The 12,524-nt window shown below is 68.9% G+C and carries 10 protein-coding genes; 7 read left to right on the plus strand and 3 right to left on the minus strand.

Annotation, left to right across the window (positions count from 1 at the left end; translation table 11 throughout):
* Nucleotides 1–100: 100 nt before the first annotated feature.
* Nucleotides 101–2,290, plus strand: coding sequence for an MMPL family transporter (locus tag ACIBGM_RS34125; RefSeq protein ID WP_396387868.1), 2,190 nt, complete (start codon nt 101–103; stop codon nt 2,288–2,290).
* 70 nt (nt 2,291–2,360) lie between these two features.
* Nucleotides 2,361–3,047 carry a uridine kinase gene (locus ACIBGM_RS34130; protein ID WP_360528317.1) on the plus strand — a complete coding sequence of 229 codons (687 nt, stop codon included), beginning with the start codon at nt 2,361–2,363 and terminating at the stop codon, nt 3,045–3,047.
* Here the strand turns inward: ACIBGM_RS34130 and ACIBGM_RS34135 are convergent.
* A complete protein-coding gene (locus ACIBGM_RS34135) occupies nt 3,010–3,549 on the minus strand; it encodes a CGNR zinc finger domain-containing protein (RefSeq protein WP_360528314.1) in 540 nt (179 codons plus the stop codon). The genes ACIBGM_RS34130 and ACIBGM_RS34135 overlap by 38 nt on opposite strands.
* A gap of 113 nt (nt 3,550–3,662) precedes the next feature.
* Here ACIBGM_RS34135 and ACIBGM_RS34140 point away from each other — a divergent pair, with 113 nt between their 5' ends.
* Entirely contained in the window at nt 3,663–4,826 is a 1,164-nt protein-coding gene (locus tag ACIBGM_RS34140; protein WP_396387869.1) for an MFS transporter, read from the plus strand.
* Here the strand turns inward: ACIBGM_RS34140 and ACIBGM_RS34145 are convergent.
* Nucleotides 4,801–7,062, minus strand: a complete 2,262-nt coding sequence (locus ACIBGM_RS34145; RefSeq protein WP_396387870.1) for an FdhF/YdeP family oxidoreductase — start codon at nt 7,060–7,062, stop codon at nt 4,801–4,803. The genes ACIBGM_RS34140 and ACIBGM_RS34145 overlap by 26 nt on opposite strands.
* A gap of 162 nt (nt 7,063–7,224) precedes the next feature.
* Between ACIBGM_RS34145 and ACIBGM_RS34150 the strand changes: the two genes are divergently transcribed.
* The 4 genes from ACIBGM_RS34150 to ACIBGM_RS34165 all read left to right on the plus strand — a co-directional run bounded on the left by ACIBGM_RS34150 (nt 7,225) and on the right by ACIBGM_RS34165 (nt 11,605).
* Complete coding sequence (locus ACIBGM_RS34150) at nt 7,225–7,698, plus strand: hypothetical protein (protein ID WP_360528305.1); 474 nt, start codon at nt 7,225–7,227, stop codon at nt 7,696–7,698.
* Nucleotides 7,699–7,771: 73 nt separating this feature from the next.
* The gene (locus tag ACIBGM_RS34155) at nt 7,772–8,503 is read left to right on the plus strand and encodes a 3-hydroxybutyrate dehydrogenase (RefSeq protein ID WP_396387871.1); all 732 of its coding nucleotides are present in this window, start codon (nt 7,772–7,774) and stop codon (nt 8,501–8,503) included.
* Between the two features lie 16 nt (nt 8,504–8,519).
* Complete coding sequence (locus ACIBGM_RS34160) at nt 8,520–9,821, plus strand: MFS transporter (protein WP_360528299.1); 1,302 nt, start codon at nt 8,520–8,522, stop codon at nt 9,819–9,821.
* A gap of 17 nt (nt 9,822–9,838) precedes the next feature.
* Nucleotides 9,839–11,605 carry a helix-turn-helix domain-containing protein gene (locus ACIBGM_RS34165; RefSeq protein WP_396387872.1) on the plus strand — a complete coding sequence of 589 codons (1,767 nt, stop codon included), beginning with the start codon at nt 9,839–9,841 and terminating at the stop codon, nt 11,603–11,605.
* A 3-nt stretch (nt 11,606–11,608) separates the two neighbouring features.
* Here the strand turns inward: ACIBGM_RS34165 and ACIBGM_RS34170 are convergent, their stop codons facing one another.
* Nucleotides 11,609–12,523 (minus strand): type II secretion system F family protein, encoded by a 915-nt coding sequence (locus tag ACIBGM_RS34170; protein WP_360528293.1) that lies wholly within the window; start codon nt 12,521–12,523, stop codon nt 11,609–11,611.
* Nucleotide 12,524 lies beyond the last annotated feature (1 nt).

A 12,524-nucleotide genomic window follows, 5' to 3' on the forward strand; every position in this document is an offset into this window, starting at 1 on the left:
GGCGACCACCCTCCTGCGACCAGGCTTTTGACCTGTAGCCAGCGCCACGCCAGGTGCGCTGAGTGGGGCGCCGGAGGGGGCGCAGAGGGGCAGGGAATGTATGGCCAGGGGACAGATCACGGTGCGGATGGCGCGCTGGAGTGCCACCCATCCGTGGCGGGCGATCGCGATGTGGGTGGTCGTGGTGATCGCCTGTTTCGCCGTCGGCTCGGTGACCGGAACCAAGGAGTCCGACGGCGACGGTGACATCGGCGAGGTGACCCGCGCGGACAACATCGTGAAGTCCGGCAACTTCGCCGACCCGGACGTGGAGAGCGTGCTGATCACCTCGCCGTCCGGGACGCTAGACCAGGCCGAGGCGGCCAAGGCGGCGGGTGTGGTGATCCAGCGGATGCGCGCCCTCGGTGGGGTCGCGGAGGTCGCTCAGCCGATGCCGTCGCCGAACAAGGACGCCCTGATCGTCAGGGTCACCCTGAAGGACGGAACCGATGACAACCGTGTGCAGCCGCTGCTCGACACCACCGCCCAGGTCCAGCAGCAGTATCCGAACCTCCGGATCGAGGAGGTCGGCGGCCTGTCCATCGGCAAGGCTCTGGACGAGACGCTCGGCAAGGACTTCAAGCGTGCGGAGATGTTCAGCCTGCCGGTGACACTGGCAATTCTCTTAGTCGCGTTCGGCGCGCTGATCGCGGCGAGTGTGCCGCTGGTGCTCGCGCTGTCCGCCGTCGCTGCCGCGATCGGTCTCTCCGCGGCTGCGTCCCAACTCGTCCCAGCCGTCGACGCGGTGAACAGCGTCATCCTGCTGATCGGTATGGCGGTCGGCGTCGACTACTCGCTCTTCTACCTACGCCGCGAACGTGAGGAACGTGCCAAGGGCCGAGGTCACGTCGACGCGGTCGAGATCGCCGCAGCCACCTCGGGGCACGCGGTCGTGGTCTCCGGGATGGCAGTCATCATCTCGATGGCCGGGTTGTTCCTGGCCCGTGACGCGGTGTTCTCGTCCTTCGCGGTCGGCTCGATCCTGGTCGTCGCCGTAGCCGTCGTCGGTTCGCTGACCGTGCTCCCCGCCGTCCTGGCGAAGCTCGGTCGCTGGGTGGACCGGCCGCGGATCCCGTTCCTGTGGCGGCTGACTGCGAGCAAGGGGACGCCGAAGTTCTGGCCGGCCGTGCTGAAGCCGGCGCTGAAGCACCCGGTGGCCACGCTACTGGTGTCGGTGACCGCGCTGCTCGCGGTTGCGTCGCCGGCGTTGGGGATGACACTGAAGTTCCCGGGCACCGAGGACCTGCCGCGCGACACCGCGGTAATGAAGGCGTACGACCGGCTGACCGCGGCCTTCCCGAGCACGGGCACCAGCCACGAGGTCGCCGTCCGTGCTCCGGCCAACCAACAGCCGGCCGTGGCGGCCGCGCTGGCCGAGCTGAGCAAGCGCACGCAGAACGACAAGCTCTACGCCCAGGACGGGCTCGAGGAGCCGCGGGTCTCCAAGGACGGCACGGTCACGGTGGTCGAGGTGGCCACGCCGTACGAGGGTGGAAGCCAGGAGGCGCGCGACTCGCTGACCAAGCTGCGCAAGGAGCTGATGCCGGAGACGGTCGGCAAGGTGCCGGGTGTCGAGTACGCCGTCGGCGGCTTCGTGGCCGCGGACGTCGACTACGCGGCGCACACGAAGTCGAAGCTCCCGCTGGTGATCGGGTTCGTGCTGCTGCTGACGATGATCGTGATGATGGTGACGTTCCGGTCGGTGGTGGTCGCGCTGACCGCGATCTTCCTGAACGTGCTGAGCGCGGGCGCGGCGTACGGGGTAGTGACGGCGGTGTTCCAGAACACCTGGGCCGAAGGGATCCTCGACTTCCGCTCGAACGGGGCGGTGGTCTCGTGGCTGCCACTGTTCCTCTTCGTGGTGCTGTTCGGCCTGTCGATGGACTACCACGTGTTCGTCGTCAGCCGGATCCGTGAGGCGGTGCTGCGCGGGGTGCCGACCAGGCAGGCCGTTGCCGAAGGCATCACCAGCTCCGCGGGTGTGGTCACCAGCGCGGCGGCGGTCATGATCGGTGTCTTCGCGGTGTTCGCGACGCTGAGCACGCTGGACATGAAGCAGCTGGGCGTCGGCCTGGCCGTCGCGATCCTGATCGACGCGACGATCATCCGCGCGGTCGTCCTGCCGAGCATCATGACCCTGCTGGGCAACGCGAACTGGTGGGCTCCGAAGTGGCTCCGCGGCCGCGAACCCAAGCACGCCGCCCCGGCGGCTCCGACCGAGGACGAGCGCGAGCTCACCCCAGTCGGCTGACAATTCCGCTACGACGCGAGCGCCCCACCAGACTATGGTGGGGCGCTCGCCTGTCGGACGAGGAGGCAGCGTGACGCAGCGGGCCGAGACGTTGGGGAAGTTGGCGGACCTGGTGCTGTCGGTGGAGCGTCCGCATCCGGTGCGGGTCGCGATCGACGGGTGTTCGGCGGCGGGCAAGACGACCCTTGCCGACGAGTTGGCCGAGGTACTGCGGGATCGCACCGAACGCGAGGTGATCCGCGTGGGGATCGACTACTTCAAGCGTGCGGTCGAGCTGCGGACGTCGTACCCGGTGGACTCGCCGGAGGGGTACTACCTCGAGACCTGGGACAACGAGGCGATCCGCGACCGGCTGCTGACTCCGCTCGGGCCGCGGGGCGATCGCCGGTACACGACCGGCCTGATGGACCCCTCCGCTCAGATCGTGCTCGACCGGCCGGCAGCGGTCGCGGCCGAGGATGCCGTGCTGCTGGTCGACGGAGCATTCCTGCAGCGGCCAGAGCTCGATGCTCATTGGGATCTGCGGATCTACGTGGACGTCACGTTCGACGAAGTGCTTCGTCGCGGCATCGCCCGGGATCAGGCCTGGATGCCGTCGGCCGAGGCGGCTGAGCATCGGTACCGCACCAAGTACATTCCGGGCGAGAAGCTCTACGTTGCGCAGGTGCAACCTCAGGCCCGGGCCGAAATCTTGCTCGACAACCAGGATCCGGCCGAGGTCAGGTTTGTCGGCGGGCTCGGTGGGTTGCGGCTTTGACTCTGCTTTGGCATTGGGGGGAGCAGAAGCGGCGCTGGGCGTTGCGCGAGACGTCGACGAAGACGCGGTCGCACTGAGGCGCCGCGCAGACGCCGAGGCGGCCGCCGAGGTCGCTGCCGATGGCGATCGCGAGACCGGCCGCGCATCCGGCCGCCCAGCCGTTGGCGAGTTCGTCGTTCGGTCCGTGGAAGTGCAGGCTCCAGGGCCGCTCCCGGCCGCGGTCCAACTGCGGGCGCGCGTTGGTGTCGAGCAGCAGCGCGTTGACCTCCGTGGCCGCCTGGTCGAAGTCGTCTGACTGCGCCGCCTCGAAGACAATCCGCATCCGGCCGGCCAGCTCGACGAGTCGCTCCGCGTCGGCCCGAGGTACGTCGGGACGCGGATACCCGATCGCGGTCAGCGCATCCCCGACAGCCTGCGCTGCATCGGTGGGCGCGGCGAAGGGCGAGCCGCCGGAATAGCCGGGCGTCAACCGGTTCACGTACTCCACCGCAGCAGCCAGCACGCTGCGCGTGTGACTATCAAAAGACACTTGACCGGTCACATGCATTCTCCGTACAGTCGATCTCGCGTGACTAACCATACCGCTTTAGATAGTCACGCAGGAGGAGATCGCCCATGAGCATCGCAGCCCAAGTGGTTCGTCCACGGCTGCCGGGAGCGGTGTGGGTGCTCGTGGTGGCCCGGGCCGTGAACCGGATCGGCGCGTTCACGTTGCCGTTCCTCGGAGTGGTGCTGACGGTCGAGTTCGGCGCCTCGCTGAGTGAGACAGGGCTGATTCTGGCGCTGTTCGGAGCGGCGACGATCCCGTCCCGGCTGCTCGGCGGCCAACTGGCCGACCGGCTGGGACGTCGCCGTACGATCGTCCTCGGCCTGACCGGCTGCGCCGTCGCGCAGACCTGGATCGCGGTCTCCCACCAGCTCTGGTCCGCGATCCTCGCCACTCTCCTGCTCGGTCTGGTCTTCGAGATCTACGAACCGCCCAGCCAGGCAACGATCGCCGACGTCACCGATCCTGCTGACCGGCCGGCGGCGTACGGCTTGCTCAGCGCCGCGATGGCGGCCGCCGGAGTGCTCGCCGGTCTCCTCGCCGCGGCTTTGAGTCACTGGGACCTGCGGTGGTTGTTCGTCGCCGACGCCGCCACCTGCGCAGCCTGCGCGATCCTCGTCGCCCGCGCACTGCCGGCCGACGTACGACGAGACAGCGAGCGGGCGACCGTCACGGCGGTGTGGCGCGATCGCCGGTTGCTGCTCCTGCTCGCCGGCGGCACGGTGTTCGCCACCATCTACATGCAACTGGTGATCGGGATCCCGCTCACCCTGCTCGAACAGGGCCTGCCGAAGTCCGGCACCGGCTTCATCCTCGCCGTCTCGGCAGTCACCCTGATCGTTGCCCAACGCCTCCTCCGTGTGCAGCACCTGGACGATTTCCGCGCGCTGACGATCGGCTACGTCCTGGTCGCCATCGGTCTGGTGATCAGCGCGTTCGCGCACAGCCTGTCCGTCTTCCTGGCGGCCACGGTGCTGTGGAGCCTAGGCGAACTGTTCCTCCTGACCCGCTACCTCACGCTGGCCTCCGGGCTCGCGCCGGACCACGCTCGCGGCCGCTACCTCGCCGTCTTTGGGCTCAGCTGGGGTATCGCGACCGCGATCGCGCCGCTCACCGTGACGCGCCTGCTGGAGTCCTTCGGCCCCGAAGGACTCTGGCTGGTCAGCGCGGCGACGGCCGTCGTACTGGCCGTGCTGCAGCCGTGGTTCAGGAAGAGACTGGCTCCAGCCTGACTGTCAGCCCCTTGGCGACCGGGGTGTTGCTGCCCTTGGCCAGGTCGTCGGCGGACATCAGGACGTTGGTCTCCGGGTAGTACGCCGCCACGCATCCCCGCGCGGTCGGGTACGAGACCAGCCGGAACCCGGCGGCCCGTCGCTCGACACCCTCGAACTCGCTGACGATGTCGACGTACGCACCGTCCTTCAAGCCCAGCTCGGCCAGGTCGTCCGGGTTCACGAAGACCACCTCGCGGGTCCCGTGCACGCCGCGGTAGCGATCCTCCAGCCCGTAGATCGTGGTGTTGAACTGGTCGTGGCTGCGCATCGTCTGCAGCAACAGCCGGCCCGGCTCGGTCGGCAGCCAGCTCAGGTCGTTCGCGGTGAACTGCGCCTTCGCGTCGGACGTCCGGAACTCGCGCCGGTCCCGCGCCGCGTGCGCCAGCAGGAACCCGCCCTCGTTCGCCCGCAGCCGGTCCTCGAAGTCCTCGTACCCGTCGGCCACCCGCCCGATCCGCTGGCGGACCAGGCTGTAGTCGTCGGCGAAGTCCGCCCACGGGATCTCGCCGACGGCCGGTACGACGGCCTGCGCGAGCCCGCAGATGATCCCGATCTCCGACTTCATCTCCGGCGCCGGCGGGATCAGGTTGCCGGTGGACAGGTGGACCGCGCCTTGGGAGTCCTCGACCGTCACCGACTGCGGACCGGCAGGCGTGTGGTCGTGGTCGGTCCGTCCGAGCGTCGGCAGGATCAACGCCTCGCGGCCGGTGACGGTGTGCGAGCGGTTCAGCTTGGTCGCGACGTGCACGGTCAGGTCACACTCCCGCAGCCCGCGGTGCACCACCTCGGTGTCCGGCGTCGCGGAGGCGAAGTTCCCGCCCATCGCGACGAACACCCGGACCGTCCCGTCCCGCAGCCGCTTGACCGTGCCGGCTGCGTCCACGCCGTGCTCGCGCGGCGAAGCGAACGTGAACTCCCGGTCGAGCCGGTCCAGGAAGGCATCCGGCATCTTCTCCCAGATCCCCATGCTGCGGTCGCCCTGAACGTTCGAATGCCCGCGCACCGGGCACGGGCCCGCGCCGGGCTTGCCGATGTTGCCCTGCAGGAGCAGCACGTTGACGATCTCGCTGATCGTCGCGACCGCCTCCCGGTGCTGGGTCAGGCCCATCGCCCAGCAGATCACCGTCGCCTTGGACGCGATGAACCGCTGCACCAACTCCTCGATCTCGGTACGGCGAAGTCCCGTGGCCAGCTCGACTGCGGCCCAGTCGAGCTCGGTGTTGTGCTTGGCGTAGAGCTCGAAGCCACTGGTGTGCGAGTCGATGAACGCCTTGTCCAGCACGGTGCCCGGGTTCTCAGCCTCGGCCTCGAGCAGAAGGTGGCCGACGGCAAGGAACAGCGCCTGGTCGCCGCCGATCCGGATCTGCAGGTGCTGGTCGGCCAGGGGGGTGCCCTTGCCGACCCAGCCGCCCGGGCGCTGCGGGTTCTTGAAGTTCATCAGGCCCGGCTCGGGCAGCGGGTTGACCGAGACGATGTCCGCGCCGTTGCGCTTGGCGATCTCCAGGTGGCTGAGCATCCGGGGCGCGTTGGTGCCCGGGTTCTGGCCGACGACCACGATCAGCTCGGCCTGCTCGAGCATCTCCAGCGTCACCGCGCCCTTGCCGCTGCCGATCACCCGGGTCAGCGCCGTACCGGAGGACTCGTGGCACATGTTCGAGCAGTCCGGCAGGTTGTTCGTGCCGTAGGCGCGGACGAAGAGCTGGTAGAGGAACGCGGCCTCGTTGCTGGTCCGGCCCGAGGTGTAGAAGACGGCGTCGTTCGGGTCGTCGAGGCCCTTCAGGTGCCGCGCGACCACCTGGAACGCCTCGTCCCAGCCGACCGGCTCGTAGTGCGTGGCGCCGGCCCGGAGCAGCAGCGGTTCGGTGATCCGGCCGAGCTTCCCGAGCTCGAACTCGGAGATCTGGTTCAGCTGGTCGACCGAGTGGCTCGCGAAGAAGTCCCGTGGCACCCGTTTGCGGGTGGCCTCCCAGGCGACCGCCTTCGCTCCGTTCTCGCAGAACTCGGCAGCGTGCTTGCGCTTGTGGTCCGGGTCCGGCCAGGCGCAGGACGGGCAGTCGAAGCCGCCGTCCTGGTTCATCTTCAGGAAGACCTTGCCGGTCCGGACCGGGCCCATCTCGCGGAAACCGAACTTGAACGACGAAAGCACCGCGGGGACGCCGGCGGCCTTCTTCTTCGGCTGTTCGATATCGACCATGTTTCAACCATAAGGTCCAGCTATCAGCCGCGCCGGTTTCGATAGATGTCGTCAGTGAGCTCAGTCGTCGCGACACCCGCTGCGGCCGGTTGTGGACAGATTCCTCGACAGTGTGTTCCGGCCGTCCTACGGTATCCGGAAAGCGTTTGCCGTAATCGTCACGTGAGTCGCGGCGGCCTCGAGACGTGGGCGATGCGACTGCGCTCCGCGGACGGCGATGCACTCGGTACGGCGCAGCCCGGCACCAACCAGAGCATCCGTTGGGCCGCGGACGGAACGACGCAGATCGTCGACGGCTCGGGGACCGTCACCCCGACGATCAAGGACTGGCAACGCGGCACGCTCCTCACTGCGGACGGCACGCTGACGAACAACGGGACCAAGGGCAATCCGTCCCTGGTCGCCGACATCCTCGGCGACTGGCGCGAGGAGCTGCTGGTCCGTACGGCGGACAGCACCGCGATCCGCATCTACCTGAGCACCGAGCTCACGGACCGCAAGATGTACACGCTGATGCACGACCCGCAGTACCGGGTCGAGGTCGCCCGGCAGAACACGGCGTACAACCAGCCGTCGTACCCGGGCTTCTACCTGGCCTCGGACACCGACTGGTCGAAGGTCCCGCTGGTGCGCTAGCACATATCACATGCGGCACTTATGTGGTCGCATCCCATGGCTGGGGTAGCACCGGATTCCTAAAGTCTCCGGCATGGCTACCCCACGTCGTGCTCTTGTCACCGGAGCTGCGTCCGGCATCGGGGCCGCGTGCGCCCGGCGCCTGGCGGCTGACGGCGTACAGGTCGTCGCAGTGGACTACGACGCTGCCGGACTCGAGGCGCTCGAGGGTGTGCAGACGGTCGTAGCCGACCTGGCCGACCTGGAGCGGCTGCCGGAGCTGCCGGCGGACGTGGACATCCTGGTGAACAACGTGGGTGTCCAGCAGGTCGCACCGATCGAGCAGTTCCCACCGGAGCGGTTCAGCTACATCGTGCGGCTCATGCTCGAGTCGCCGTTCCGCCTGATCCGTCAGTCGCTGCCGCACATGTACGGTGCCGGCTGGGGCCGGGTAGTCAACATCAGCTCGGTGCACGGGCTGAGAGCGAGTCCGTTCAAGGCGGCGTACGTCGCGGCCAAGCACGGGCTGGAAGGGCTCAGCAAGGTGGTCGCCCTGGAGGGGGCGGCCCATGGAGTGACCAGCAACTGCGTGAACCCGGCCTACGTGCGTACGCCGCTGGTCACCGCCCAGCTCGCGGACCAGGCCGCCACGCACGGCCTGACCGAGACCGAGGTGCTGGAGAAGGTCATGCTCGAACCGGTCGCGGTGAAGCGGCTGATCGAGCCGGACGAAGTGGCGGAGCTGGTCGCGATGCTCTGCGGCCCGGCCTCCGCCTCCATCACGGGGAGCTCGTTCGTACTCGACGGCGGCTGGACCGCCCACTAGCTCAGGAGAGCCCGTCATGACAGCAACACAACCGGTCCGAACCCGGACGCCGATCGTGCGGGTGGTCGGCGCGAGTCTCGTCGGCACGACCGTCGAGTGGTACGACTTCTTCCTGTACGGCGTGGCCGCGTCGGTCGTGTTCGGCGACCTGTTCTTCCCCAAGGGCGAGGAGCTCACCGGGACGCTGCTGAGCTTCGCCACCTTCGCGGTCGGGTTCTTCGCCCGCCCGATCGGTGGCGTGGTGTTCGGCCACTTCGGTGACCGGCTGGGCCGTAAGAACCTGCTGGTGCTGTCGCTGCTGATGATGGGTGTCGCGACGTTCGCCATCGGCCTGCTGCCGACGTACGCGCAGGTCGGCGCGCTCGCTCCGATCCTGCTGACCGTGCTGCGGCTCATCCAGGGCTTCGCACTCGGTGGTGAGTGGGGTGGCGCCGTACTGATCGTGTCGGAGCATGGTGATCCGGCACGGCGTGGCTTCTGGGCGTCCTGGCCGCAGGCCGGCGCTCCTGCGGGTCAGCTGCTCGCCAACGGCGTACTGGCCGGGCTGGCTGCGTTCCAGTCGGACGCGGCGTTCGACTCGTGGGGCTGGCGCATCCCGTTCCTGCTGTCCGCCGTACTGGTGCTGGTCGGGCTGTGGGTGCGGCTGCGGATCGAGGAGTCGCCGGTGTTCAAGGAGGCGCGGGCCAAGCAGCAGCCGACCGACAAGCTGCCGCTGCTCGAGGTGATCACCCGCTACCCGCGGGAGATTCTGACCGCGATGGGCGCGCGGATGGCGGAGAACGTCAGCTACTACATCTTCACCATCGTCATCGCGACGTACGCGAAGGAACAGCTCGGTCTGGGCAAGTCGTTCGCGCTGAACGCCGTCCTGATCGGCGCGGCCATCCACTTCTGCGCCATCCCGATGTGGGGCGCGCTGTCGGACCGGATCGGCCGGAAGCCCGTCTACCTGATCGGTGCGGTCGGTGTGGGGGTGTGGGCCTTCATCTTCGTCGCACTCGTGGACACGAAGAACTTCGCCCTGGCCACCCTGGCCGTGACGGTCGGACTGGTGCTGCACGGCGCCATGTACGGGCCGCAGGCATCGTTCTTCACCGAGCTGTTCGGCACCCGGGTCCGGTACTCCGGTGTCTCGGTCGGCTACCAGCTCGCGTCGATCATCGCGGGTGGCCTGGCGCCGTTCATCGCGGTCGCCCTGCTCAAGGCGTACGACTCCGGCTACGCGATCGCCGTGTACGTCGCCGTCTGCGCAGTCATCTCGGTCATCGCGGTGACGTCGTACTCCGAAACCCACAAGCGGGACCTGACCACCGTCTAGGTGGCATCATCGCCCACGTGGAGGAGCTTCTACGGCTGCTGGCCGAGGATGCGCCAGGGAGCGAGCTGGCCCGGGCGGCGGGGGAGGACTCCGTCGCCCGGGACCTCGCGCTGCGGATCCGGGCCGGCATCGACGCCAGCAAGAAGCGCGAGGCCGAGCTGTCCGCCCTGGTCGACGTCGCGCGCGAGCTCGCCTCCACCCGCGACCCGGGCCGGGTCCTCGACACCATCGTCCACCGAGCCCGCACCCTGCTCGGCGCGGACGTGGCCTACCTGACCCTGTACGACGACGCGCGCGGCGACACGTACATGCGCGCAACCGACGGGTCCGTGTCAGCGGCCTTCCAGCAGGTCCGCCTCCCGCTGGGCGCCGGACTCGGCGGTCTGGTCGCTGAGACCTACAAGCCCTACTGGACCGCGGACTACCCCTCCGACCGGCGCTTCCGGCACACCACGCACATCGACGACGCGGTCGGCGAGGAGGGCCTGGTCGCCATCCTCGGTACGCCGCTCATCGTCGACGGAGCGTTCGTCGGCGTGCTGTTCGCGTCCAACCGGACCCGCCGGCCATTCAGCCGCGAGGAGGTGTCGCTGCTCGGATCACTCGCGGCCCTCGCGGCCGTGACGATCGTTCAGGTCCGAGCGGCGGCCGAGACTGCGGCCGCGCTCGACCAGCTGTCCGAAGCGCACGCTGGGACCGAGCACGCGGCCGCTGCACACGACCGGTTCGCCGAGATCGTGCTGTCCGGCGGTGACGTCGACGCGATCGCCGCCGCGCTGGCCGAGCTGCTCGATGTGTGGGTCGTCGTGGTCGATGCGGTCGGCAACGAACTGGCGGTCGCCGGGTTGCCGGACCGGTCCGCCGTACCGTGGCAAGAGTCCGAGTCCGGCCGGTTGACTCGCGTCGGTGACTGCTGGGTGGTGGCCGCGACTGCCAAGCGCGAGCGCCTCGGTGCACTGGTGATCGGCGGTGTCGACGACCTGTCCGGCGCGGACCGGCGGATCGTCGAGCGCGCCGCCGTGGTGACTGCCTTGGTGCTGCTGTTCCGTCGCCAGGCCGCCGAGCAGTCCCAACGTGCCCAGGCCGACCTGTTGGCCGACGTGCTGAGTGGCAGTGCCGACCCCAGGACACTGACCGACCGCCTCCGTTTGCTGGCCCCGAACCGTCGCCACGACCGCCTCGTCGTAGCGGTCTGCCGTGGGGACCACTCCGCCGTACGGGCTCGGCTGTCCGCACCGCTCGAGGACAAGCTGGTCCTATCCGGTCCGTACGGCGGTGACCTGGTGCTCCTGGTCGCTCGGACCGACGCTCCGACCGCTGCACGCGAGCTGGCCGAGGCCGCGAAGCGCACCGGCGTCACGATCGGCGTCGCCGGCCCGGCAGCGTGGGGAGACCCAGTCGTCGAGGCACACCGGCAGGCAGTCCACCTCGTCACCACCATGCAGCGACTCGGCCGCACCGGCGAGTCCGCGACCCCGGACGACCTCGGTGTGGCCGGTCTGATCGGTGCCGCCGAGGTCGACGTACGGGCCCATGTCCAGCACGTGCTCGGCGCAGTGATCGAGTACGACGAGCAGCGCGGGACGGACCTGGTCGGGACGCTCCGGGCGTACTTCGCCGCCGGTCAAAGCCCAACCAGAGCCGCCACCGCACTCCACATCCACCCCAACACCGTCCAGCAACGCCTCGACCGGATCACTGCCCTGCTGGGCGACGGATGGCAACAACCGGACCGTGCCCTGGACCTCCAGGTAGCCCTCCGCCTCCGCACTGCCCTCGGCTGAGGCCTACTTGCCGAACAGGACCTCGGCGATGGTGATCACGCCCGGGCCGATGATGACGATGAACATCGACGGGAACAGGCAGAACACGAGCGGGAAGAGGATCTTGACGGGTACCTTCTGTGCCTTCTCCTCCGCCCGCGCCTTGCGCCGCAACCGCATCTCCTTGGCCTGCTCGCGCAGTACGTCCGCGATGGTGATACCCAGCTCGCCGGCCTGGATGAGCGCGGACACGAAGGCTCGCAGCTCGGGCACGGTCGTGCGGTTGGTCATCGCGCGCAGGGCCTGTGGACGCGTTGTGCCGATCTGGGTCTCCTGCAGGACCCTGGCGAACTCGGCAGCCAGCGGACCGCGGGTGTTGCGGGCGACCTGCGACATCGCCGCGTCGAAGCCGAGCCCGGCCTCGACGCAGACCGTCAGCAGGTCCAGAGCATCCGGCAGCGCCTTCTGGATCTTCTGCTGGCGCTTCTGGCCGGCGTTGTAGAGCAGGACGTCGGGCAGGAAGAACCCCGCGGTTGCCCCGACAGCGGTTGCGACGATGAGCATGCCGACGCTGCGCAGCCCGTAGACGGCGCCGAGGCCGCCGAGGATGAACAAACCAAGGCCTTTCGCGGCCAGGATCCGGTCGGGTGTCCACCCGGAAGGGTTGCCCGCGAGGTCGAGCCGGCGCTGGAGCTTGGCGGCGACCCCCGACGGCGACAGGCGTACTGCGAGGCCCCGGAGCCATCCCGGCAGCGAAGCGAACGGATCGCGCACCGCCTCGCCCTGGGTCGGCGCATGCCGTGTGTAGTGGTTGTCGATCGTGGCGAGTGCGGTGGCGACACCGCCCTCTGCGGGCCGTGCGGCGATGCTGATCACGGCCAGCACGATGGCGAGGCCGAGGGCGGCGAGTCCGCCGATCAGGAAGACGGTTGTGGTCATC

Origin of the sequence: Kribbella sp. NPDC050470 (assembly GCF_044458365.1) — a bacterium.
Lineage (GTDB): Bacteria > Actinomycetota > Actinomycetes > Propionibacteriales > Kribbellaceae > Kribbella.